Annotated in this window: 26 protein-coding genes; 23 read left to right on the top strand and 3 right to left on the bottom strand. The window is 38.5% G+C overall.

Annotated elements, in window-relative coordinates; translation table 11 throughout:
• Window positions 1-56 precede the first annotated feature (56 nt).
• Entirely contained in the window at window positions 57-686 is a 630-nt protein-coding gene (locus ACMKPP_RS03715; protein ID WP_279009201.1) for a hypothetical protein, read from the top strand.
• Window positions 687-738: 52 nt separating this feature from the next.
• On the opposite strand, the gene fliB is transcribed toward ACMKPP_RS03715, so the two are convergent.
• Complete coding sequence (gene fliB / locus ACMKPP_RS03710) at window positions 739-1,650, bottom strand: flagellin lysine-N-methylase (RefSeq protein ID WP_279009199.1); 912 nt, start codon at window positions 1,648-1,650, stop codon at window positions 739-741.
• Between the two features lie 160 nt (window positions 1,651-1,810).
• Here fliB and ACMKPP_RS03705 point away from each other — a divergent pair, with 160 nt between their 5' ends.
• The 3 genes from ACMKPP_RS03705 (at window position 1,811) to ACMKPP_RS03695 (ending at window position 3,947) form a co-directional block, all read left to right on the top strand.
• A complete protein-coding gene (locus tag ACMKPP_RS03705) occupies window positions 1,811-2,374 on the top strand; it encodes a PepSY domain-containing protein (RefSeq protein ID WP_004693970.1) in 564 nt (187 codons plus the stop codon).
• A 515-nt stretch (window positions 2,375-2,889) separates the two neighbouring features.
• The gene (locus ACMKPP_RS03700; protein WP_279009195.1) at window positions 2,890-3,510 is read left to right on the top strand and encodes a ribonuclease E; all 621 of its coding nucleotides are present in this window, start codon (window positions 2,890-2,892) and stop codon (window positions 3,508-3,510) included.
• A 158-nt stretch (window positions 3,511-3,668) separates the two neighbouring features.
• Entirely contained in the window at window positions 3,669-3,947 is a 279-nt protein-coding gene (locus tag ACMKPP_RS03695; RefSeq protein WP_004697959.1) for a PepSY domain-containing protein, read from the top strand.
• Window positions 3,948-4,352: 405 nt separating this feature from the next.
• On the opposite strand, the gene alr is transcribed toward ACMKPP_RS03695, so the two are convergent.
• Window positions 4,353-5,465: an alanine racemase gene (gene alr / locus ACMKPP_RS03690; RefSeq protein WP_279009193.1), complete on the bottom strand. Its 1,113-nt coding sequence runs from the start codon at window positions 5,463-5,465 to the stop codon at window positions 4,353-4,355.
• 556 nt (window positions 5,466-6,021) lie between these two features.
• Between alr and ACMKPP_RS03685 the strand changes: the two genes are divergently transcribed.
• The 14 genes from ACMKPP_RS03685 (at window position 6,022) to ACMKPP_RS03615 (ending at window position 20,017) form a co-directional block, all read left to right on the top strand.
• Entirely contained in the window at window positions 6,022-6,336 is a 315-nt protein-coding gene (locus ACMKPP_RS03685; protein WP_000420682.1) for a YdcP family protein, read from the top strand.
• A gap of 15 nt (window positions 6,337-6,351) precedes the next feature.
• Complete coding sequence (locus ACMKPP_RS03680; RefSeq protein WP_000985015.1) at window positions 6,352-6,738, top strand: YdcP family protein; 387 nt, start codon at window positions 6,352-6,354, stop codon at window positions 6,736-6,738.
• Between the two features lie 28 nt (window positions 6,739-6,766).
• Window positions 6,767-8,152: an FtsK/SpoIIIE domain-containing protein gene (locus ACMKPP_RS03675; RefSeq protein ID WP_000813488.1), complete on the top strand. Its 1,386-nt coding sequence runs from the start codon at window positions 6,767-6,769 to the stop codon at window positions 8,150-8,152.
• A gap of 177 nt (window positions 8,153-8,329) precedes the next feature.
• Window positions 8,330-9,535 carry a MobT family relaxase gene (gene mobT / locus ACMKPP_RS03665; RefSeq protein ID WP_000398284.1) on the top strand — a complete coding sequence of 402 codons (1,206 nt, stop codon included), beginning with the start codon at window positions 8,330-8,332 and terminating at the stop codon, window positions 9,533-9,535.
• Window positions 9,536-9,577: 42 nt separating this feature from the next.
• Window positions 9,578-9,799 carry a hypothetical protein gene (locus ACMKPP_RS03660; RefSeq protein WP_001009056.1) on the top strand — a complete coding sequence of 74 codons (222 nt, stop codon included), beginning with the start codon at window positions 9,578-9,580 and terminating at the stop codon, window positions 9,797-9,799.
• A gap of 116 nt (window positions 9,800-9,915) precedes the next feature.
• A complete protein-coding gene (locus ACMKPP_RS03655) occupies window positions 9,916-10,413 on the top strand; it encodes an antirestriction protein ArdA (protein WP_000342539.1) in 498 nt (165 codons plus the stop codon).
• A gap of 88 nt (window positions 10,414-10,501) precedes the next feature.
• Window positions 10,502-10,894: a conjugal transfer protein gene (locus tag ACMKPP_RS03650; protein WP_000723888.1), complete on the top strand. Its 393-nt coding sequence runs from the start codon at window positions 10,502-10,504 to the stop codon at window positions 10,892-10,894.
• Window positions 10,878-13,325 carry a conjugal transfer ATPase TcpF gene (gene tcpF / locus ACMKPP_RS03645; protein WP_000331160.1) on the top strand — a complete coding sequence of 816 codons (2,448 nt, stop codon included), beginning with the start codon at window positions 10,878-10,880 and terminating at the stop codon, window positions 13,323-13,325. Before ACMKPP_RS03650 ends, tcpF begins: the two co-directional genes overlap by 17 nt.
• A 2-nt stretch (window positions 13,326-13,327) precedes the next feature.
• Entirely contained in the window at window positions 13,328-15,505 is a 2,178-nt protein-coding gene (locus tag ACMKPP_RS03640; protein ID WP_000804748.1) for a CD3337/EF1877 family mobilome membrane protein, read from the top strand.
• The gene (locus tag ACMKPP_RS03635; RefSeq protein ID WP_000769868.1) at window positions 15,502-16,503 is read left to right on the top strand and encodes a bifunctional lytic transglycosylase/C40 family peptidase; all 1,002 of its coding nucleotides are present in this window, start codon (window positions 15,502-15,504) and stop codon (window positions 16,501-16,503) included. The genes ACMKPP_RS03640 and ACMKPP_RS03635 overlap by 4 nt, the downstream gene beginning before the upstream one ends.
• A complete protein-coding gene (locus ACMKPP_RS03630; RefSeq protein ID WP_418369294.1) occupies window positions 16,500-17,435 on the top strand; it encodes a conjugal transfer protein in 936 nt (311 codons plus the stop codon). Before ACMKPP_RS03635 ends, ACMKPP_RS03630 begins: the two co-directional genes overlap by 4 nt.
• Window positions 17,436-17,709: 274 nt before the next feature.
• Window positions 17,710-17,796 carry a tetracycline resistance determinant leader peptide gene (locus ACMKPP_RS03625; RefSeq protein ID WP_472725475.1) on the top strand — a complete coding sequence of 29 codons (87 nt, stop codon included), beginning with the start codon at window positions 17,710-17,712 and terminating at the stop codon, window positions 17,794-17,796.
• Window positions 17,797-17,811: 15 nt separating this feature from the next.
• Window positions 17,812-19,731, top strand: a complete 1,920-nt coding sequence (gene tet(M) / locus ACMKPP_RS03620) for a tetracycline resistance ribosomal protection protein Tet(M) (protein ID WP_002414694.1) — start codon at window positions 17,812-17,814, stop codon at window positions 19,729-19,731.
• 118 nt (window positions 19,732-19,849) lie between these two features.
• The gene (locus ACMKPP_RS03615) at window positions 19,850-20,017 is read left to right on the top strand and encodes a cysteine-rich KTR domain-containing protein (protein ID WP_000336323.1); all 168 of its coding nucleotides are present in this window, start codon (window positions 19,850-19,852) and stop codon (window positions 20,015-20,017) included.
• Between the two features lie 59 nt (window positions 20,018-20,076).
• Here ACMKPP_RS03615 and ACMKPP_RS03610 read toward each other — a convergent pair whose 3' ends face one another.
• A complete protein-coding gene (locus ACMKPP_RS03610; protein ID WP_001227347.1) occupies window positions 20,077-20,430 on the bottom strand; it encodes a helix-turn-helix transcriptional regulator in 354 nt (117 codons plus the stop codon).
• A gap of 504 nt (window positions 20,431-20,934) precedes the next feature.
• Here ACMKPP_RS03610 and ACMKPP_RS03605 point away from each other — a divergent pair.
• The 5 genes from ACMKPP_RS03605 (at window position 20,935) to ACMKPP_RS03580 (ending at window position 24,757) form a co-directional block, all read left to right on the top strand.
• The gene (locus ACMKPP_RS03605) at window positions 20,935-21,357 is read left to right on the top strand and encodes a sigma-70 family RNA polymerase sigma factor (protein WP_000804885.1); all 423 of its coding nucleotides are present in this window, start codon (window positions 20,935-20,937) and stop codon (window positions 21,355-21,357) included.
• Window positions 21,354-21,584, top strand: coding sequence for a helix-turn-helix domain-containing protein (locus ACMKPP_RS03600; RefSeq protein WP_000857133.1), 231 nt, complete (start codon window positions 21,354-21,356; stop codon window positions 21,582-21,584). The genes ACMKPP_RS03605 and ACMKPP_RS03600 overlap by 4 nt, the downstream gene beginning before the upstream one ends.
• A gap of 460 nt (window positions 21,585-22,044) precedes the next feature.
• A complete protein-coding gene (locus ACMKPP_RS03590) occupies window positions 22,045-22,248 on the top strand; it encodes an excisionase (RefSeq protein ID WP_000814511.1) in 204 nt (67 codons plus the stop codon).
• A gap of 81 nt (window positions 22,249-22,329) precedes the next feature.
• Window positions 22,330-23,547 (top strand): tyrosine-type recombinase/integrase, encoded by a 1,218-nt coding sequence (locus ACMKPP_RS03585; RefSeq protein WP_001291561.1) that lies wholly within the window; start codon window positions 22,330-22,332, stop codon window positions 23,545-23,547.
• Window positions 23,548-23,806: 259 nt separating this feature from the next.
• Complete coding sequence (locus tag ACMKPP_RS03580) at window positions 23,807-24,757, top strand: 2-hydroxyacid dehydrogenase (protein WP_279008002.1); 951 nt, start codon at window positions 23,807-23,809, stop codon at window positions 24,755-24,757.
• Window positions 24,758-24,760 lie beyond the last annotated feature (3 nt).

The following is a 24,760-nucleotide window of genomic DNA, read 5'->3' as shown; positions in this document are numbered from 1 at the left end:
CTAGGACGAGACATGGCTCGTCCTTTTTTACTAGTTTTAAACTAAAAGGAGCATTTATGACATGGTATAAGGATATATTGCATTTATTTACCAGGCTTAGCGAACAATCTTTTCAGAATATTATCAATTATGGATCTCATACAAGAGCCATTCTGAATCTAGTCGTATCTACTATTGTATTATATATAATGACCTATAGCTTACCGTTTATGGTGAAAGTTATATCTCCAATGCTCGGGATTAAACGGATTACTGGGTTAACTCATTTTGATGTAATTAGTATTTTAGCAAGTTCTGTATTTTTAATTTTTCAAATTATCATCGGTTCATTTGTTATATGGCGCTTACTTGTTTTATTAGGTGGTCGTGGTACTTATGATGGGGTATTGCGCAATTATATATATGGATTAGCTTATACAAATGCACTTCGCACGGTTGTCTTAGTATTAATTCATATACTAGGGATTATTTTTTTCTCTTTGTCTCTTCAAAAATATGTAGGGGATATGGCTTATCTTATTACGATGTTCAGCCAGTATTATGCCGTGTTCATTGTAGCCCAATTAATGAGACGTTATGTTGAATTAGGTATTATTAAAACCTATATTGTTATGTTTGTTGTGGCATTATTATCTGTCTCTGTATTACCTCAATGGATCCGTTTTGTTCATACCATTTTCAAATGATGTATTATGATAAGAATTAAAAACCGCAAGATAAATATCTTGCGGTTTTTGTTCACTCTATAATAAGTTGGGCTTCGTAGTGTTGTAATAATAGCGCCACATTATCTTCGTCGTATTCGATTTGTTGTGACCATCTTGCAACTTGCTTTAAGGGTTGTCCCTCTAATGCGCTGGCTATAAGTATATAGTCAGTACCCTCCTTTGCATAGGCTAAGATAGATTCCAAGGAATAGTCTGATAGCATATCGATTTGGCGATACAATATATATTGGTACACTTTGTTAAATAGGCTCATATCTTCATGCTGTATATAGGTCTGTACGGATGCGATGAGTTGGTCTAGTTTACTAGATAATGTATTAACTTGTGCTGTCCAATTCTCATCGATGGGTTCCGTTTGTTTATATAGGTCTAATAGTTCTTTGAAAGATTGCTTTGAGAGCTTTGGCGTATATTGGAATAGATTAGGATCTAAATCAAAGGCTAATAATTCAAAAACATTGTGGAGTGTTAATCGCTCCTCAGAATTGAATTCATTATGGTCATCTTCAATTATAAAGAGGAGTAAGTCCATTGGTTCTTGTCGGGCCAATAGTTCAACCGAAGCTTCACAAGATAATCCAACGCCACATAGTTCTAAGTCTTCAATGTATTTATAAAAGCGTGGATGCATATGACAGGTGTCACAAAGTCCTTCTTCTCCCAATTCAAGAACTACCTTGCATAGACCTTTTTCATTGAGTAAGGGACACATAGGTTGTGCTTTAGAAAAGATAAAATGACTGCCTTCATCATCAACAGTGATGGCTTGGCGTAAGCTTTCACCAAGAGAGCCAGTCATAGCATGGTAACGTTTAGCAGTAGGCTCATCTATATCGATGGTCCACAGCTGACAACATGTATTTTCGCATTGATCGGCCTTGCATTGAAATGCGTGATATATAGTGGGGTAAATTGAAATCATAGTTAGCTCACATGTAGTTACAAAAATGAATCTATGTGCATTGTATCATAGGGCGTAGGTACATGCACTAATTATATAAATAAAGATTATAAACCGCGTTGATTTAGTGTATAATTGTATATATATTGTTATGATAACTGTTTGAGATATGGAGGAACCAATGAGATCATTTTTTGTAAAAGGTAGCCTTGTATTGGCCTTGGCAGCGGCATTTGGCATGCCAAATGCAAGTGCAGCCCCTTTAGTAGCTGTAGAGCCAACTGTGGCAGTTGTTGATGGCAACCATGCGGCGATTGTAGGCGCTAATGGTTTATTAAATGCCTTTATCCAAAATCATCCAAATGCAGGAATTACGGAAATCGCCTTTGATGCGGATGGAGGTCAAATTAAGTATGATGTTGAAGGTTTTGATGAATCTGGCAAGTATGAGTTAACGTATATCTATGCTACTAATCAAATCTTTGAAAAGCGCGAAGGGGACTTCCATAAATCACTAAAGAAAAAATCGTTTGATCCTCGGGAAATCTTACCGCCTGCAGCTGTGGTGAACTTTGCTTACGCCCAAACAAAAGGTAAAGCTGTGAGCCTTAATGAATGGGCTGTGCGCTATGATAAAGGTAAAATTGTCTACAAAGTTAGCTTTGGTACAGCAGATAATAAAGAAGTACATGTGCGTATGGATGCAATGAATGGTAAATTGCTATCTGTTAAATTTGACGATTAATATATGATTGACTAGTTATTATATCTTAATAGTGCCTAGTTATTTTATTCTGAATATAATAATTAAATGCCTTAATACTATTTTTCTTAAAAAAATAACTAGTATTGAGACATTTTTTGTGAAAGTTTGCTCATGAATGTGAAATTTTAGATATCGATACGTATATTTTGAAGCCGTTTATCCCTTATATATGGGATAAACGGCTTTTGATATGTTTTTCATGGAATTTTTAAGTATAAAGTAAATCCCATAGGATTTCATAGGAATTATATATAAATTCATTCTAAACTCACTATAAAATAAGCTTTTAACAGTGCTTCTACATTTTGACTTCATAGACTGTCGATAGTATGTGTACCAGTCGAAAGACAAACTCAAGTATATCTGAAATTTCCAAGCTATATATCTACAAGTCCATGCTAGATATATGTTTTGGAACTTACATGATGACATTGAGTTGACTGGAAATATACATGCGTAAAGTTGCATGTAAATGAATTAATAAGGAGGACAATATGAAAAAATCTATTTTAAAAAGTAGTATTGCTTTAGCAGTGGCTGGCGTATTTGGTGCCACTGTAGCTGTAACCGCAGCTGAACCAGTAACTCCAATGCCTGTTACACAAGAAACAGCGAGTGCAGCGACTCCAGCACAACCAGTTACTGATCCAGTAGTTCCTACTACAGCGGTGGCTCCAGATGTGGCTACTACTGCAGTTGCACCTAAAACTCCGGTAGCTCCTGTGGCAGACGGTAATCAAGTAGGTACAGCAGTTCGTAATACTACACCAGTTCCAACAGCTACACAAGATGTTAAAACACCAGTAGCTCAAGAAACTATAGTACCTAGTACAGAAAATCCTGCAGCAGCAGTTCCTACTATTGAAACTGCATCTGTAGCTAAAGCTCCTAGTGAAACAAGAGTAGTACGCGGTGGCGATAAAAAATCAGAATCTGTAGCAAAGCATGATAAAGAAGTTAAAAATACTAAAAAAGCTGCAGTAGACAAAGCGCCTAAAGTAAAAGTTGTGAAAGACGAAAAAAAGGCTGATAAAGAAGAGCCTACTAAAGAGGAAAAAAAAACTCTAAAAGTAGAAAATCACAACCTAGCACAACCAATCAGCAAGAAGGCGTAGTAGACCAAAATAGTATTTTCGTAGTTGGTGCTAATTATTTAATTGACCAATTCGAAAGTAAATTTGGAAACTCCAAAATCACTAATGTATCCTTCAAAACTCAAGGTAAAACTGCCATCTATGAAGTAGCTGGTTTTAATACTAGTGGTGCTCATTCTATGACTCTAGATGTGGCTACTGGTAATGTAACGGATGGTACTCCTAAAGCATATGATGCATCTATGGAAGCTAGTGCTATTGATGCTGGGACAGTAATACCTCCACATGTGGCAATTAATGCAGCTTTCGTACAGTCTGGCAAGGTAGCAACTGGTATTAATGCGTGGTCTCTTGCTAATCAAAATGGTAAACCACTATATACCATAGAATTCCATGATGCACAAAATAAACCGATATCCGTTGTATTGGATGCTAAAACAGGGACGGTAGCAAAATAAGTTGATCTCCTATTCTATAGCGCTGTAAAGCAAACCCTTTCAAAAACGAACACTAAGCACTCAAAACTATACACACATAACATAAATACACTTACACACACATACACAACACATAAAACACACAAAAACACACACAATAAACAACACACACACAATAAACAATTACACACAGCCCTCTGGATTGGATAGATAAACATTGACTCTCTCCTATGCCATCTATCGTTCAGAGGGCCCCTTATGAATTGTGGTTCCCTCCGAATCATAAGATTATATACTTGGTATATATACTCTCTCTCACAATAAGAACGTAACTGCTTTACAGCACGCTGGGTATAGGAGAGCAAGAAAGCCCGTATCACATGTAGACTTCTACATGTGATACGGGCTTTCTTTATTTTACATAGATTAAATATATTGTCGTGGTACGCGCTCTGAGAATCCACAAAAGATTTCATAAGGAATTGTAGAAGCAAGGGCTGCAATTTCTAAAGCAGAAATGCTTTCATGACCTTGAGACCCTAGAAGTACCACCTTATCGCCAGGTTTTACCGTGATTGTATCTGGAACAGAAACCATGAATTGATCCATACAAATACGACCTACTACGGGACAACGAGTGCCATGAATCAGTACGGTGCCCCGATTGGATAAACTACGAGGGTAGCCATCCGCATAGCCTACAGGGATAGTAGCAATTGTCATTGGCTCAGTTGTGATATAGGTAGATCCATATCCAATGCCTTCGCCAGCAGGGATATGTTGTACATGAACAACTTCACTATGGAAAGATAAAACAGGTTTTAAGCCCAATCGATTTGGTACATCAAGAGATGGCATGATACCGTATTGAATAATACCAGGACGAGCATCTGTGAATAGACTATCTTTGACAGATAAAAGACCTGCACTGTTGGCGAGGGAGAAACGGTAATCCGCTTCTGGACGGAATGCTCGTATTTCATCTACCATGCGATGAAATTTTTGCGTTTGGCTATGGGCATGTGTTTGATCCGCCGCATCAGCATTACTCATGTGGGAGAAGAATCCGTCTATTTCCAAATTTTCGTAGGACTCAATGCGTTTGATAAACTCAATGGCATCCTCAGGCTTGATACCGATGCGATGCATGCCTGTATCAACGGCAACAGCAACGCGAATAATCATGTCGTGATTATCAGCTACTTTATTGAGTGATTCCAAGTCGGTAGATTCACAAACGGCAGGAATCGAATTAGTGTCTGCCACAAGTTCAAAGGATTGTGGCCTTGTGAGTCCTAATAAATAAATAGGTACCATAATACCTGCATTGCGAAGTGGTACGGACTCCTCTGGAATAGCAACGGCTAAGGATTCGTAACCTTCCTCCACGGCAATACGACCCATCATAACACTGCCGTGGCCGTAGCCATTGGCCTTGATGACAGCTGTAGACGTACTCCATTCAGGTAAACTATCTTTAATTTTACGCAAATTCTCGCGAACGAGACTTGTATTTATGGTCAAATAGGTAGGTCTCATGGTATTCCTCAATTCTATATAACATTACTCTTATTTTATAACTTTTGGGGAATTACACAATACTTTTGTGAAAGTTATATACAGAAAAATGAGTTTTATTTTGAATTTTATAGGGTTTATACATATATTATATACAATTATTGTGAAAGTAAACTAATTGGTTGTGAAAGTATATTAATTGGTATAGGTATTTGATATATAATAGAAGTTTTTTTAGTATAAAAATAGCATAAAAATCTAGTTATCCGCATAAAAACTGGACTTATCACACTTTATCAAGGTCAAAACCACTCAATTTACTACTAATTTACTACTTATGAATGAGCTTTGATACGACGATTTATCCTTGAAAAGTGAAGATATAAAGATACTTCCAATAAAATTTGAATATTTAATAGGTAGACACTTCAAAAAATGAGGTGTCTATTTTTTTACCCGATTTTGAAAGGAAGTGAACTTATGAAAACAAAAAATCAAGAATCAAAAGGTCGTTCCCCACTCTTTAAGACCATCAAACATTCATTCAGCCAATAAAAAAGAAAGGATAGGTAAAAATATGGAACTTAAATTTGTGATTCCCAACATGGAAAAAACATTCGGCAATTTAGAATTTGCTGGCGAGGATAAAGTCGTTCAGCGAAGAATCAACGGACGGCTAACTGTCTTATCAAGAAGCTATAATCTCTATTCTGATGTTCAAAGAGCAGATGATATTGTGGTGGTGCTTCCTGCTGAAGCTGGCGAAAAACATTTCGGCTTTGAGGAACGTGTGAAGTTAGTCAATCCACGTATTACCGCAGAGGGCTACAAAATCGGCACTCGTGGTTTTACAAATTACCTTTTACATGCTGACGACATGATAAAAGAATAAAGAAAGAGAGGAAAAATGATGAGATTAGCAAATGGCATTGTATTAGATAAAGACACGACTTTTGGAGAATTGAAATTCTCTGCTCTACGTCGTGAAGTGAGAATCCAAAATGAAGACGGGTCGGTTTCAGATGAAATCAAGGAACGTACCTATGACTTAAAATCCAAAGGACAAGGACGCATGATTCAAGTAAGTATTCCTGCCAGCGTGCCTTTGAAAGAGTTTGATTATAACGCACGGGTGGAACTTATCAATCCCATTGCGGACACCGTTGCTACTGCCACCTATCAAGGAGCAGATGTTGACTGGTATATCAAGGCAGACGATATTGTGCTGACAAAGGATTCTAGTTCATTCAAAGCTCAACCACAAGCAAAGAAAGAACCGACACAAGACAAATAGTCGCTAGGTAGAAAGGAGACTTTTTCGCATGAAACAGCGTGGTAAAAGGATTCGCCCATCTGGTAAAGATTTAGTCTTTCATTTTACGATAGCGTCACTCCTGCCTGTTTTCCTGCTGGTTGTCGGACTGTTTCATGTGAAGACAATCCAGCAGATCAACTGGCAGGATTTTAACCTATCACAAGCAGATAAGATTGACATTCCCTATTTAATTATCAGTTTCAGTGTCGCAATTCTTATCTGCTTGCTGGTAGCGTTTGTATTCAAACGGGTTCGCTATGATACGGTTAAACAACTTTACCACCGTCAAAAACTGGCAAAGATGATACTTGAAAACAAGTGGTATGAATCTGAACAGGTCAAAACAGAGGGTTTCTTTAAAGATAGTGCTGGTCGTACAAAGGAAAAGATAACCTACTTCCCTAAAATGTATTATCGACTTAAAAATGGCTTGATACAGATACGGGTGGAAATCACGCTGGGAAAATATCAAGACCAACTCTTACACTTGGAAAAGAAATTAGAGAGTGGCTTGTACTGTGAGCTGACGGATAAAGAGTTAAAGGATTCCTATGTGGAATATACTTTGCTCTATGACACCATAGCCAGTCGTATTTCTATTGATGAAGTAGAAGCTAAAGATGGTAAACTTCGCTTAATGAAAAACGTATGGTGGGAATATGATAAGCTCCCTCATATGTTGATTGCTGGTGGTACAGGTGGCGGTAAAACTTACTTTATACTGACACTGATTGAAGCCTTGCTTCATACAGATTCAAAACTGTATATTCTTGACCCGAAAAATGCTGACCTTGCGGACTTAGGTTCTGTGATGGCAAATGTCTACTATAGAAAAGAAGACTTGCTTTCTTGCATTGAAACATTCTATGAAGAAATGATGAAACGTAGTGAGGAAATGAAGCAGATGAAGAACTATAAGACTGGCAAAAATTATGCTTACTTAGGTCTCCCGGCACACTTCTTAATCTTTGATGAATACGTCGCTTTCATGGAAATGCTGGGAACAAAAGAAAACACCGCAGTTATGAATAAGCTGAAACAGATTGTCATGTTAGGTCGTCAAGCTGGCTTCTTTCTAATACTGGCTTGTCAACGTCCAGACGCAAAATATTTAGGCGACGGAATCCGTGATCAGTTTAATTTCAGAGTGGCTTTAGGTCGTATGTCTGAAATGGGCTATGGCATGATGTTTGGCAGTGACGTACAAAAGGATTTCTTCTTAAAGCGAATCAAAGGTCGTGGCTATGTTGATGTAGGAACAAGTGTCATATCAGAGTTTTATACTCCCCTTGTACCAAAAGGATATGATTTCTTGGAGGAAATTAAAAAGTTATCCAACAGCAGACAGTCCACGCAGGCGACGTGCGAAGCGGAAGTCGCAGGTGTGGACTGATCTTGCTGGCTGGTGTGGCAATAGCCACGCCAGCACTTAACCCCCCGTATCTAACAGGGGGGTACAAATCGACAGGAAACAGTCAAAAAAACATTAGAAAATCCTTTGGTTACAAGGGATTTACAAAATTTCAGCGTATGTCAAATGGGCTTTAAAAGTTGACATACGCCTTTTTGATTGGAGGGATTTTTACTGAATGAACAAACTTGGTTACAGCATTTAAAAGAAAAACGCTTGGCTTATGGACTATCTCAAAACCGTTTAGCTGTTGCGACTGGTATTACAAGGCAGTATCTAAGCGATATTGAAACAGGAAAAGTCAAGCCATCAGAGGATTTACAGCAGTCCCTTTGGGAAGCTCTGGAACGCTTCAATCCCGACGCTCCCCTTGAAATGCTGTTTGATTATGTAAGGATTCGCTTTCCGACAACAGACGTACAGCAGGTGGTCGAAAACATCTTACAACTGAAACTGTCCTATTTTCTTCATGAGGACTATGGTTTCTATTCTTATTCAGAGCATTATGCTTTAGGCGACATATTCGTCCTTTGCTCCCATGAACTGGACAAAGGAGTTCTGGTGGAATTGAAAGGTCGTGGGTGCAGACAATTTGAAAGCTATCTTCTGGCACAACAAAGAAGCTGGTATGAGTTCTTTATGGACGTTTTGGTGGCTGGCGGTGTGATGAAACGCCTTGACCTTGCCATTAACGATAAGACAGGGATTTTGAATATCCCTGTACTCACTGAAAAGTGCCAACAGGAAGAATGTATCTCCGTCTTCCGCAGTTTTAAAAGCTATCGCAGTGGCGAACTGGTACGCAAAGAGGAAAAGGAATGTATGGGAAACACCCTCTATATCGGTTCATTACAAAGTGAAGTTTATTTCTGTATCTATGAAAAGGACTACGAGCAGTACAAGAAAAATGATATTCCCATTGAAGACGCAGAAGTAAAAAACCGTTTTGAGATTCGATTGAAAAATGAGCGTGCCTATTATGCAGTCCGTGATTTACTCGTCTATGACAATCCAGAGCATACCGCCTTTAAAATTATCAATCGGTATATCCGTTTTGTAGATAAAGACGATTCCAAACCTCGTTCTGATTGGAAACTGAATGAAGAATGGGCTTGGTTTATTGGGAACAATCGTGAACGATTAAAACTAACCACAAAACCAGAGCCTTACTCCTTCCAAAGGACGCTGAACTGGCTATCTCATCAAGTTGCCCCGACCTTAAAGGTTGCGATTAAACTTGATGAAATCAACCAGACGCAGGTTGTAAAAGACATTCTCGACCATGCGAAACTGACAGACCGACACAAGCAGATTTTGAAGCAACAGTCAGTAAAAGAACAGGACGTGATAACAACAAAAAAATAACTCAAATACAAATTCATTGAATATAGAGAGGAGAACATTTTTATGAATTTTGGACAAAACCTTTATAACTGGTTTCTATCAAACGCTCAATCACTGGTGCTTTTAGCAATCGTTGTGATTGGCTTGTATCTTGGCTTCAAGCGTGAGTTTAGCAAACTGATTGGCTTTTTAATTATTGCGATTATTGCGGTTGGCTTAGTCTTCAACGCTGCTGGAGTAAAAGACATTTTACTAGAGCTATTCAATCGCATTATTGGTGCTTAAATAAAACCGTTCTTTTGTGGAATATAAGTGGTTTTCTTATGTTCCGCAAAGGAATGGTACACCAAACGAAGTGCGGTAGGGATTTTTGAATCTCTACAAAGAAAGGACGTGAATATATGGACGATATGCAAGTCTATATTGCGAATTTAGGCAAATACAATGAGGGCGAATTGGTCGGTGCGTGGTTTACCTTTCCCATTGACTTTGAGGAAGTCAAAGAGAAAATCGGCTTGAATGATGAATATGAGGAATACGCCATTCATGACTACGAGTTACCCTTTACGGTTGACGAATACACTTCCATTGGCGAACTCAATCGACTATGGGAAATGGTATCGGAATTACCCGAAGAATTACAATCGGAGCTATCTGCTCTGCTCACTCATTTTTCAAGCATTGAAGAACTAAGCGAACATCAAGAGGATATTATCATTCATTCCGATTGTGATGATATGTATGACGTGGCACGCTACTACATTGAAGAAACGGGTGCTTTAGGCGAAGTACCAGCTAGTCTTCAAAACTATATTGATTATCAAGCCTATGGTCGGGATTTAGACCTTTCAGGAACGTTTATCTCAACCAATCATGGGATTTTTGAAATCGTCTATTAAATCTGTCGGTACATTACTACTGGCAGATTTTCTATTTTACGGGGTGGCTCAATCAGCTACCCCTATTTTTTATGAAAGGATTGATTACATGAAGAAAATACGAAGCTATACCAGTATCTGGTCTGTGGAAAAGGTACTGTATTCTATCAATGATTTTAGACTTCCGTTTCCCATAACCTTTACGCAAATGACATGGTTTGTCGTGTCACTCTTTGCAGTGATGATACTTGGCAACTTGCCCCCTCTTTCCATGATAGAGGGAGCATTTCTCAAATACTTTGGGATTCCTGTGGCTTTCACATGGTTTATGTCTACAAAAACTTTTGATGGTAAAAAGCCTTATGGATTTTTGAAGTCTGTCATTGCTTATGCACTGCGACCAAAGCTGACCTATGCAGGAAAAAAAGTAACGCTTGGCAGAAACCAGCCACAAGAAGCCATTACAGCAGTTAGGAGTGAATTTTATGGCATATCCAATTAAATACATTGAAAACAATCTCGTCTGGAATAAAGACGGGGAATGTTATGCTTACTATGAGCTTGTTCCTTACAATTACTCATTTCTAAGTCCAGAACAGAAAATACAAGTGCATGATTCTTTCAGACAGCTTATCGCACAAAATCGTGATGGCAAAATTCATGCTTTACAAATCAGTACAGAATCCAGCATACGTTCTGCACAAGAGCGTTCCAAAAATGAAGTCACTGGCAAGCTCAAAGCGGTTGCCTATGACAAAATCGACCAACAGACAGACGCTTTAATATCCATGATTGGCGAAAATCAAGTGAACTACCGTTTCTTTATCGGCTTTAAGTTGCTTCTCAACGATCAGGAGTTTTCTATGAAAAGTCTTACCGTTGAAGCAAAAAATGCTTTGTCTGATTTTGTCTATGATGTGAACCATAAGCTGATGGGCGATTTTGTTAGTATGAGTAATGATGAAATCCTGCGTTTTCAGAAGATGGAAAAGCTCTTAGAAAATAAAATCTCTCGTCGTTTCAAAATCCGCAGGTTAGATAAGGACGACTTCGGCTATCTGATTGAACACCTTTACGGACAGACAGGCACTGCCTATGAAGAGTATGAGTACCATCTATCAAAGAAAAAGCTGGATAATGAAACGCTGATTAAATACTATGACTTGATTAAGCCTACTCGCTGTTTGGTGGAAGAAAAACAGCGATATTTGAAAATCCAGCAGGAAGATGAAACCGTCTATGTAGCTTACTTTACCATTAACAGCATTGTCGGAGAACTGGACTTCCCGTCCTCTGAAATCTTCTACTACCAGCAACAGCAATTTACATTCCCGATTGATACGTCAATGAATGTGGAAATTGTAGCGAATCGTAAAGCCCTATCTACTGTCCGCAATAAAAAGAAAGAACTGAAAGACTTGGATAACCACGCTTGGCAAAGTGATAATGAAACCAGCTCCAATGTGGCGGAAGCTCTGGAAAGTGTGAATGAGCTGGAAACCAATTTAGACCAAAGCAAGGAATCTATGTACAAGCTGTCTTATGTGGTAAGGGTATCAGCAAATGATCTTGACGAACTCAAACGTCGTTGTAATGAAGTGAAAGATTTTTATGACGATTTAAGCGTAAAACTGGTACGACCATTTGGGGATATGCTCGGCTTACATGAAGAATTTTTACCTGCCAGCAAGCGTTATATGAATGATTATATTCAATACGTGACCTCTGATTTCCTCGCTGGTTTAGGTTTTGGTGCTACTCAAATGCTGGGGGAAAATGAGGGGATTTATGTTGGCTACAGCTTAGATACTGGACGCAATGTCTATCTGAAACCTGCTCTTGCCAGTCAAGGGGTTAAGGGTTCAGTAACCAATGCGTTAGCGTCGGCTTTTGTTGGTTCGCTGGGTGGTGGTAAATCCTTTGCGAATAACCTTATCGTCTATTATGCGGTGCTTTATGGGGCACAAGCAGTGATTGTAGACCCAAAAGCAGAACGTGGCAGATGGAAAGAAACCTTGCCAGAGATTTCCCATGAAATCAATATCGTCACTCTGACTTCTGATGAGAAAAACAAAGGCTTACTTGACCCTTATGTGATTATGAAAAATCCCAAAGATTCTGAATCACTGGCTATTGATATTCTGACATTCCTTACGGGGATTTCCTCTCGTGATGGGGAACGCTTCCCAATCCTTAGAAAAGCCATTCGTGCAGTAACCAATAGTGAAGTACGAGGGTTGATGAAAGTGATTGAGGAATTACGGGTTGAGAATACGCCACTAAGTACCAGTATAGCCGACCATATCGAAAGTTTTACAGACTATGACTTTGCACATTTATTATTCAGTAATGGTTATGTGGAGCAGTCTATCAGCTTAGAAAAACAACTGAACATTATACAGGTTGCGGACTTGGTACTTCCCGACAAGGAAACTTCCTTTGAGGAATATACCACTATGGAGCTTTTATCCGTTGCTATGCTGATTGTCATTAGTACCTTTGCTTTAGACTTTATCCATACAGACCGAAGCATTTTCAAGATTGTAGATTTAGACGAAGCATGGAGCTTTTTACAGGTAGCACAAGGAAAAACACTATCTATGAAGCTGGTTCGGGCTGGTCGTGCTATGAACGCTGGGGTATATTTCGTGACCCAAAATACAGACGACCTCTTAGATGAAAAACTGAAAAATAACCTCGGCTTAAAATTTGCATTTCGTTCCACTGACCTTAACGAGATTAAAAAGACCTTAGCCTTTTTTGGTGTAGACCCAGAGGACGAAAACAATCAGAAGCGATTGCGTGATTTGGAAAACGGGCAATGCCTTATCAGTGATTTATATGGTCGTGTCGGTGTGATACAGTTCCACCCTGTATTTGAAGAACTGCTCCATGCCTTTGATACCAGACCACCTGTGCGAAAAGAGGTGTAAATGTGAAACCATCAATAGTAAACAGAATAAAATCAAACTGGACGCTGAAACGTCTAGGTAAAGTGGCAATGACAGTGGCTTTCACACTTGTGATTGCCATTTTTCTTTTAGCCATGCTGGGAACGGTGGTTCAAGCTGCGGGCTTGGTAGATGATACGGTCAATGTGGCAAATGAATACAGCCGATACCCACTTGAAAACTATCAACTGGATTTTTATGTGGATAATAGCTGGGGCTGGCTTCCGTGGAACTGGTCGGACGGGATTGGAAAACAGGTCATGTATGGACTATATGCCATTACCAATTTTATTTGGACAATCAGTTTGTATGTTTCCAATGCGACAGGTTACTTAGTACAGGAAGCCTATTCCTTAGACTTCATTTCCGCTACAGCAGATTCCATTGGTAAGAATATGCAGACCTTAGCTGGTGTGAGTGCAAACGGATTTTCAACAGAGGGTTTCTATGTTGGATTCCTCTTACTCTTGATTTTGGTTCTTGGGGTTTATGTTGCCTATACGGGACTGATAAAGAGAGAAACCACAAAGGCAATTCATGCCATTATGAATTTTGTGCTGGTGTTTATCCTATCGGCTTCCTTTATTGCCTACGCTCCCGACTACATTAAAAAAATCAATGACTTTTCATCAGACATCAGTAATGCCAGTTTATCACTTGGCACGAAGATTGTCATGCCCCATTCCGATAGTCAAGGCAAGGACAGCGTGGACTTAATCAGAGATAGCCTGTTTTCCATACAGGTTCAGCAACCGTGGCTACTGCTTCAATACAACAGTTCAGACATTGAAAGTATCGGTATTGACCGTGTGGAAAGCCTGCTCTCCACCAGCCCAGATTCCAACAATGGCGAAGACAGAGAAAAAATTGTTGCGGAAGAAATTGAAGACAGAAGCAATACCAATCTAACCATTACAAAGACCATTAACCGTTTAGGTACAGTCTTCTTCCTATTTGTCTTCAATATTGGGATTTCCATATTTGTATTCCTATTAACAGGAATCATGATTTTCTCGCAGGTACTTTTTATCATCTATGCTATGTTTCTGCCTGTGAGCTTTATTTTAAGCATGATTCCATCATTTGATGGTATGTCAAAACGAGCCATAACAAAGCTCTTTAATACCATTTTGACACGAGCTGGAATCACATTGATTATTACGACAGCATTTAGTATTTCAACCATGCTCTATACCTTATCGGCTGGTTATCCGTTCTTTTTGATTGCTTTTCTACAGATTGTGACCTTTGCAGGAATCTACTTCAAGCTGGGCGATTTAATGAGTATGTTTTCTCTACAGAGTAACGATTCTCAAAGTGTGGGAAGTCGTGTGATGAGAAAACCTCGTATGCTTATGCACGCTCACATGCACCGTCTACAGCGGAAACTTGGACGTTCCATGACTACTCTAGGGGCTGGGTCTGCCATTGTTACAGGTAAAAAAGGACAGTCGGGTTCGGGGAGTTCTGCAAGGACACAAGCAGATCACTCCCGACCAGACGGAAAGGAAAAATCAACACTTGGAAAACGTATCGGTCAAACCATCGGTACAGTAGCTGATACCAAAGACAGAATGGTAGACACTGCTAGTGGTTTGAAAGAACAGGTTAAAGATTTGCCGACCAATGCAAGATATGCAGTATATCAAGGAAAATCCAAAGTAAAAGAGAATGTCCGTGATTTAACCAGTAGTATTTCTCAAACCAAAGCGGACAGAGCCAGTGGACGCAAGGAACAGCAGGAACAAAGGCGAAAAACCATTGCGAAGCGTCGCTCTGAAATGGAACAGGTCAAACAGAAAAAACAGCCTGCTTCTTCTGTTCATGAAAGACCGACTACAAGACAAGAACAATATCATGATGAACAGACCTCAAAACAGTCTAATATTCAGACTTCATATAAGGAATCTCAACAAGCCAAACAAGAGCGTCCAGCAGTTAAGTCCGATTTTTCAAGTCCAAAAGTGGAACGCCAAGGCAATACCGTTCAAGAAAAAACCGTTCAAAAGCCAGCAACTTCAACCACTACAGCAGATAGAACTTCACAACGTCCAATCACAAAAGAACGTCCGTCTACTGTTCAAAGAGTACCACTACAAAATACAAGAAGTAGACCACCAATCAAAACCGCCACCATTAAGAAAGTCGGTAAGAAACCATGAAGTTGAAAACTTTAGTGATTGGTGGTTCTGGATTATTCTTGATGGTCTTCTCACTGCTTCTGTTTGTTGCCATTTTATTTTCAGATGAACAGGACAGCGGAATTTCCAATATTCATTATGGAGGTGTGAATGTTTCCGCAGAAGTGCTGGCTCATAAGCCTATGGTAGAAAAATATGCCAAAGAATATGGCGTTGAAGAATATGTCAACATACTTCTTGCGATTATACAGGTGGAATCGGGCGGTACTGCGGAAGATGTTATGCAGTCCTCGGAATCCCTCGGTCTTCCACCTAATTCATTGAGTACAGAAGAATCCATTAAGCAAGGTGTGAAGTATTTCAGTGAATTATTAGCCAGTAGCGAAAGGCTCAGTGTAGATTTAGAATCGGTTATCCAGTCCTACAATTATGGTGGTGGTTTCTTAGGGTATGTGGCTAATCGTGGAAATAAATATACCTTTGAACTGGCTCAAAGTTTCTCAAAAGAGTATTCAGGTGGCGAAAAAGTGTCTTACCCCAATCCCATAGCCATACCTATCAATGGGGGCTGGCGATACAACTATGGCAATATGTTTTATGTGCAACTGGTAACGCAGTATCTTGTCACAACAGAGTTTGATGATGATACGGTACAAGCCATCATGGACGAAGCACTGAAATATGAGGGCTGGCGATACGTTTACGGTGGAGCTTCCCCGACTACTTCTTTTGATTGTAGCGGACTGACACAATGGACGTATGGAAAAGCTGGAATTAACTTACCACGAACCGCACAACAGCAATATGATGTGACCCAGCATATCCCACTATCGGAAGCACAAGCTGGCGATTTGGTTTTCTTTCATTCTACCTATAACGCTGGCTCTTATATTACTCATGTTGGGATATACCTTGGCAATAACCGTATGTTTCATGCAGGCGACCCAATCGGTTATGCCGACTTAACAAGCCCCTACTGGCAACAGCATTTAGTGGGAGCAGGACGAATCAAACAATGAGAATGGAAGATTTAATGATGAAATTTAGAAAAAATCAGAATAAAGAAAAACAGATACCAAAGGAAAAGAAACCTCGTGTCTACTATAAGGTCAATCCTCATAAAAAGGTTGTGATTGCCTTGTGGGTACTTTTAGGGCTTAGTTTCAGCTTTGCGATATTCAAGCACTTTACAGCTATAGATACTCATACTATTCACGAAACAACTATCATAGAAAAGGAATACGTTGATACTCATCATGTAGAAAATTTTGTAGAGAACTTTGCGAAAGTCTACTATTCATGGGAGCAATCCGATAAGTCCATTGATAATCGAATGGAAAGTCTAAAAGGCTATCTGACAGATGAACTTCAAGCTCTCAATGTTGATACAGTACGCAAAGATATTCCTGTATCGTCTTCTGTAAGAGGATTTCAGATATGGACGGTAGAGCCAACTGGCGACAATGAGTTTAATGTAACCTACAGTGTAGACCAGCTCATTACAGAGGGAGAAAATACAAAGACCGTCCACTCTGCTTATATAGTGAGTGTCTATGTAGATGGTTCTGGAAATATGGTACTGGTTAAGAATCCGACCATTACCAACATACCTAAGAAATCAAGTTATAAACCAAAAGCCATTGAAAGTGAGGGGACGGTTGATTCCATTACAACCAATGAAATCAATGAGTTTTTAACGACGTTCTTCAAGCTCTATCCTACAGCGACAGCCAGTGAACTTTCCTACTATGTGAATGACGGGATATTAAAACCAATCGGAAAAGAGTACATCTTTCAAGAACTGGTAAATCCTATTCACAATCGTAAGGATAATCAAGTCACGGTATCGCTGACAGTGGAGTATATCGACCAGCAGACCAAAGCAACGCAGGTATCTCAATTTGATTTGGTACTTGAAAAGAACGGGAGTAATTGGAAGATTATAGAATAACAAATATTGGTACATTATTACAGCTATTTTGTAATCACGTACTCTCTTTGATAAAAAATTGGAGATTCCTTTACAAATATGCTCTTACGTGCTATTATTTAAGTATCTATTTAAAAGGAGTTAATAAATATGCGGCAAGGTATTCTTAAATAAACTGTCAATTTGATAGTGGGAACAAATAATTGGATGTCCTTTTTTAGGAGGGCTTAGTTTTTTGTACCCAGTTTAAGAATACCTTTATCATGTGATTCTAAAGTATCCGGAGAATATCTGTATGCTTTATATGCCTATGGTTATGCATAAAAATCCCAGTGATAAGAGTATTTATCACTGGGATTTTTATGCCCTTTTGGGCTTTTGAATGGAGGAAAATCACATGAAAATTATTAATATTGGAGTTTTAGCTCATGTTGATGCGGGAAAAACTACCTTAACAGAAAGCTTATTATATAACAGTGGAGCGATTACAGAATTAGGAAGCGTGGACAGAGGTACAACGAAAACGGATAATACGCTTTTAGAACGTCAGAGAGGAATTACAATTCAGACGGCGATAACCTCTTTTCAGTGGAAAAATACTAAGATAAACATCATAGACACGCCAGGACATATGGATTTTTTAGCAGAAGTATATCGTTCATTATCAGTATTAGATGGGGCAATTCTACTGATTTCTGCAAAAGATGGCGTACAAGCACAAACTCGTATATTGTTTCATGCACTTAGGAAAATAGGTATTCCCACAATCTTTTTTATCAATAAGATTGACCAAAATGGAATTGATTTATCAACGGTTTATCAGGATATTAAAGAGAAACTTTCTGCGGAAATTGTAATCAAACAGAAGGTAGAACTGCATCCTAATATGCGTGTAATGAACTTTACCGAATCTGAACAATGGGATATGGTAATAGAAGGAAATGATTACCTTTTGGAGAAATATACGTCTGGGAAATTATTGGAAGCATTAGAACTCGAACAAGAGGAAAGCATAAGATTTCATAATTGTTCCCTGTTCCCTGTTTATCACGGAAGTGCAAAAAACAATATAGGGATTGATAACCTTATAGAAGTGATTACGAATAAATTTTATTCATCAACACATCGAGGTCAGTCTGAACTTTGCGGAAAAGTTTTCAAAATTGAGTATTCGGAAAAAAGACAGCGTCTTGCATATATACGTCTTTATAGTGGCGTACTGCATTTGCGAGATTCGGTTAGAATATCGGAAAAGGAAAAAATAAAAATTACAGAAATGTATACTTCAATAAATGGTGAATTATGTAAAATCGATAAGGCTTATTCCGGGGAAATTGTTATTTTGCAGAATGAGTTTTTGAAGTTAAATAGTGTTCTTGGAGATACAAAGCTATTGCCACAGAGAGAGAGAATTGAAAATCCCCTCCCTCTGCTGCAAACGACTGTTGAACCGAGCAAACCTCAACAAAGGGAAATGTTACTTGATGCACTTTTAGAAATCTCCGACAGTGACCCGCTTCTGCGATATTATGTGGATTCTGCGACACATGAAATCATACTTTCTTTCTTAGGGAAAGTACAAATGGAAGTGACTTGTGCTCTGCTGCAAGAAAAGTATCATGTGGAGATAGAAATAAAAGAGCCTACAGTCATTTATATGGAAAGACCGTTAAAAAAAGCAGAGTATACCATTCACATCGAAGTTCCACCGAATCCTTTCTGGGCTTCCATTGGTCTATCTGTAGCACCGCTTCCATTAGGGAGCGGAGTACAGTATGAGAGCTCGGTTTCTCTTGGATACTTAAATCAATCGTTTCAAAATGCAGTTATGGAGGGGATACGCTATGGCTGTGAACAAGGATTGTATGGTTGGAATGTGACGGACTGTAAAATCTGTTTTAAGTATGGCTTATACTATAGCCCTGTTAGTACCCCAGCAGATTTTCGGATGCTTGCTCCTATTGTATTGGAACAAGTCTTAAAAAAAGCTGGAACAGAATTGTTAGAGCCATATCTTAGTTTTAAAATTTATGCGCCACAGGAATATCTTTCACGAGCATACAACGATGCTCCTAAATATTGTGCGAACATCGTAGACACTCAATTGAAAAATAATGAGGTCATTCTTAGTGGAGAAATCCCTGCTCGGTGTATTCAAGAATATCGTAGTGATTTAACTTTCTTTACAAATGGACGTAGTGTTTGTTTAACAGAGTTAAAAGGGTACCATGTTACTACCGGTGAACCTGTTTGCCAGCCCCGTCGTCCAAATAGTCGGATAGATAAAGTACGATATATGTTCAATAAAATAACTTAGTGTATTTTATGTTGTTATATAAATATGGTTTCTTGTTAAATAAGATGAAATATTTTTTAATAAAGATTTGAATTAAAGTGTAAAGGAGGAGATAGTTATTATAAACTACAAGTGGATATTGTGTCCTGTATGTGGAAATAAAACACGATTAAAGATAAGGGAAGATACTGAATTAAAAAAATTCCCCCTCTATTGTCCGAAATGCAGACAAGAAAATTTAATTGAAATAAAGCAGTTCAAAGTAACTGTGATTACAGAGCCAGACGCAAAGACGCAGAGCCGATAAAATGAGATTAATACAATCTCATTTTATCGGCTCTTTCCGTTATGTATGGATTCTTTTAATTAGTCTTCGATGTTTCTTGCTTCGTTGATACCGCTGGCTAAAGATTCCATTAAGGATAGTTCTTTGTCTGTAAAGCTATCCATGTATTTCTCTATCTGTAATCGTCGGGTGCTTTTTACCAAGTTATTAGCAGGTAAGAAAAATTCATCAACGGAAACATGAAGTAACGATACAAGGTCATAAAGAACTTGTATGCTGGGGTGTTGCCCTTTATTTTCAATATTAGTTAAGTACCGTGGGTCAATTTCAATCAATGCTCCCACTTGTTCACGAGTTAAACCTCGTTTCAATCGAGCTTCTTTAATGGCTAAACCAAAGGCTCTAAAATCATATTTATCTTCTTTTTTACGCATAGTAGACCACCTCTATACATTTTATTGTTCCTACTGAATTAAAAACAGGTATAGAAAAACGTGTTATATGGTTTATAGGTTTATATTTAATAAAAAGCACTACTAAACGCCAATAAAAAAAACCGTTATATGGTAGTGCTATTTACGCTGTTAAAATATTGTATATTACTTCCAAATGGCGGTTTGTTGGAGGTCAACGTCGCCATGAAGTACATCATATACAATAAATTTCCTTACATTGGGTTCTTGTCAAAAAAAGTCGTCTATCTGCAATAGATAAGTACGTCCACCAATGTGGTTTTATAAATCATATAGATAGAATAACAGAAGCATGTAAACAGAGAAATAAATCTGTTTATATGCTTTTTTGGCTATTCAGAACTTTTTTACAAAGTTTATTTATCAGTAATGCAACAAATCCCCCTTTCACATTGGGACTAAGAGTGAAAGGAGATAAACGAGCAAGGCTCACTTCCTTTCCTAGACAGAAAGGGGGTGAGAAACATGAAACCATCTTCTTTTCAGACCACAATAGAAAATCAGTTTGACTATATCTGTAAACGTGCTATGGAAGACGAGCGAAAGAATTATATGCTTTATCTTTCAAGGATTGCAAAGCGTGAGGTGTCCTTTTCGGATGTTGGCGATTATCTTGTTAGCCAGTTTGCGACAACAGATAACTATTCAACTGACTTTCAGATTTTTACACTCAATGGGTTATCAGTAGGCGTTGAAAATGATTTGTTGAGTGAAGCATTACGTGAGTTGCCAGACAAGAAACGTGAAATTCTACTGCTGTTTTACTTTATGGACATGAGCGATTCAGAAATTGCAGACCTGTTGAAATTGAACCGTTCTACTGTCTATCGGCATAGAACCAGTGGACTAGCCTTAATTAAAAAGTTTATGGAGGAATTTGAAGAATGAAAACACAATATCCTATGATTCCCTTTCCTCTCATTGTAAAGGCAACAGATGGCGATACCGAAGCGATTAACCAGATTCTACATCATTACAGAGGGTACATAACGAAGCGTTCCCTACGACTTATGAAAGATGAATATGGCAATCAAAGTATGGTCGTTGATGAAGTCTTACGTGGAAGAATGGAAACCAGACTGATTACAAAGATTTTGTCATTTGAAATTAAGTAATATCCTCTCTCCTTTCGTGGAAGCGTGCTAAACCATTCCACGCTTCCCGAACAGGGAGGTTTGTTATTCCACCAAAGCATATTGAGCTTTCAATGTGTTTTGATAGGCTAACGAGCCATTGTTCTTTGAAAACTGAATAAAAGTAATCGAATACGTTTCGATAAGAAAAGAGCCAACGGAACTAACCGCCATGACCTATCTTATAAAGATAGCGAGCGATTCATGTTAGTGATCCGAGAAGCAATCTTTAGCAGGATTGCCTGCAACGACATTCTTATCGTGATAATGATACTCCCATACAGTCAATAGTCCGAGCGTGATAAAACCGTCGCAGGCAATGAGTATGGCTACATGAGAACCATGCAGGGGTGGAACTCCCGTGAGCTTTGCTAAAGCTGTTCGATTGCTGGTAAAACAACTTTTATGAAATCCAAATAAGTGATTTGGAAAGGAGGATTTTATGAAGCAGACTGACATTCCTATTTGGGAACGTTATACCCTAACCATTGAAGAAGCGTCAAAATATTTTCGTATTGGCGAAAACAAGCTACGACGCTTGGCAGAGGAAAATAAAAATGCAAATTGGCTGATTATGAATGGCAATCGTATTCAGATTAAACGAAAACAATTTGAAAAAATTATAGATACATTGGACGCAATCTAGCGTCGCCAAAGGGTCTTGTATATGATAAAATAGTATTAAGTCGTATCAAGGCTCTTTCCATAAAGGAAAGGAGCAAATGCCATGTCAGAAAAAAGACGTGACAATAAAGGTCGAATCTTAAAGACTGGAGAGAGCCAACGAAAAGACGGAAGATACTTATACAAATATATAGATTCATTTGGAGAACCGCAATTTGTTTACTCGTGGAAACTTGTGGCTACAGACCGAGTACCAGCAGGAAAGCGTGATTGTATCTCACTTAGAGAGAAAATCGCAGAGTTACAGAAAGACATTCATGATGGTATTGATGTTGTAGGAAAGAAAATGACACTCTGCCAGCTTTACGCAAAACAGAACGCTCAAAGACCAAAGGTTAGAAAAAACACTGAAACTGGACGCAAATATCTTATGGATATTTTGAAGAAAGACAAGTTAGGTGTAAGAAGTATTGACAGTATTAAGCCATCAGACGCTAAAGAATGGGCTATTAGAATGAGTGAAAATGGTTATGCTTATCAAACCATCAATAACTACAAACGTTCTTTAAAGGCTTCATTCTATATTGCTATACAAGATGATTGTGTTCGGAAGAATCCATTTGACTTTCAACTGAAAGCAGTTCTTGATGATGATACTGTCCCTAAGACCGTACTAACAGAAGAACAGGAAGAAAAACTGTTAGCCTTTGCAAAAGCTGATAAAACCTACAGCAAAAATTATGATGAAATTCTGATACTCTTAAAAACAGGTCTTCGTATTTCAGAGTTTGGTGGTTTGACACTTCCAGATTTAGATTTTGAGAATCGTCTTGTCAATATAGACCATCAGCTATTGAGAGATACTGAAATTGGGTACTACATTGAAACACCAAAGACCAAAAGTGGCGAACGTCAAGTTCCTATGGTTGAAGAAGCCTATCAAGCATTTAAGCGAGTGTTAGCGAATCGAAAGAATGATAAGCGTGTTGAGATTGATGGATATAGTGATTTCCTCTTTCTTAATAGAAAGAACTATCCAAAAGTGGCAAGTGATTACAACGGCATGATGAAAGGTCTTGTTAAGAAATACAATAAGTATAACGAGGATAAATTGCCACACATCACTCCACATAGTTTGCGACATACATTCTGTACCAACTATGCAAATGCAGGAATGAATCCAAAGGCATTACAGTACATTATGGGACATGCTAATATAGCCATGACGCTGAACTATTACGCACATGCAACATTCGATTCTGCAATGGCAGAAATGAAACGCTTGAATAAAGAGAAGCAACAGGAGCGTCTTGTTGCTTAGTAGTACAAATGAATTTACTACTTATTTACCACTTCTGACAGCTAAGACATGAGGAAATATGCAAAGAAACGTGAAGTATCTTCCTACAGTAAAAATACTCGAAAGCACATAGAATAAGGCTTTACGAGCATTTAAGAAAATATAAAAAGATAATTAGAAATTTATACTTTGTTTAAAAATAAAATTATATAAATAATAGTATAATTTATATAGAAGTAGTATTACATATATTTAAAGCTATTCAATTTAGGAGGTTCTCATGAGTGAACGTGTAGTAGTGGTAAATGCAGGCAAAATGAATTATGATCATGCATTGGATTTCTCCATATTATCTAATGATGTGCAGGTCTACGAAGATAGTACGAATGCTGAGCTTATTGAACGGATTCAAGGTGCTCGTGTTGTGGTTACAAAAGAATTGCCTGTAAATGCCGAATTGCTTTCACAATTTCCTGATACTGTAGAGCTTATCGTAGAAGCAGGTACTGGCTATAATAATATTGACCTTGATGCAGCAAAGGAAAAGGGCATCACTGTGTGCAATATTCCTGCGTATAGCACAGAGCGTGTAGCACATACGGTGATCATGATGATCCTCAATTTTGCATCTACCATGCAGCAACAAATTGGTATGCTGGCTAAAGGTAATCGCAGCAATTTCACGAAATACCTTCAAGTGAGCCATACAGAAGTGAATGGTAAAACCTTAGGTGTTGTCGGAGCTGGTCACATCGGTATGGAAGTCATCAAAGTTGCAAAAGCACTAGGCATGAACATCTTAGTGCATACACGTACACCAAAGGCTGATGGCGATGGCATTCGTTATGTGAGCCTTGATGAATTGCTAGAAAATAGTGACTATATTTCCTTACATTGCCCGCTAAATGACCAAACTAAACATCTTATTAATAAAGAAACAATCAGTAAGATGAAACCTAATGCGGTCATTGTGAATACGGGTCGTGGACCTCTTATTAATGAAAGGGACCTTTGTGAAGCATTAGCCGCTAAACGCATTGTTGGAGCCGGTCTTGATGTACAGGAGGTAGAGCCTCCTGCAGAGGATAGTCCTCTCTATACACTAGATAACGTCATCATTACTCCGCACATGGGTTGGAAAGGCCTTGAAACACGTCAACGCTTGGTAGGCATTATTCGAGATAATGTACAAGCCTTCTTTAAGGGGGAACCAATCAATGTTGTATCTTGATAA

This window comes from Veillonella parvula, assembly GCF_048309325.1.
Classification (GTDB): domain Bacteria; phylum Bacillota; class Negativicutes; order Veillonellales; family Veillonellaceae; genus Veillonella; species Veillonella parvula_T.
Note: the sequence above shows the minus strand (reverse complement) of the source record. Positions and strands in the feature narration are given on the sequence as shown.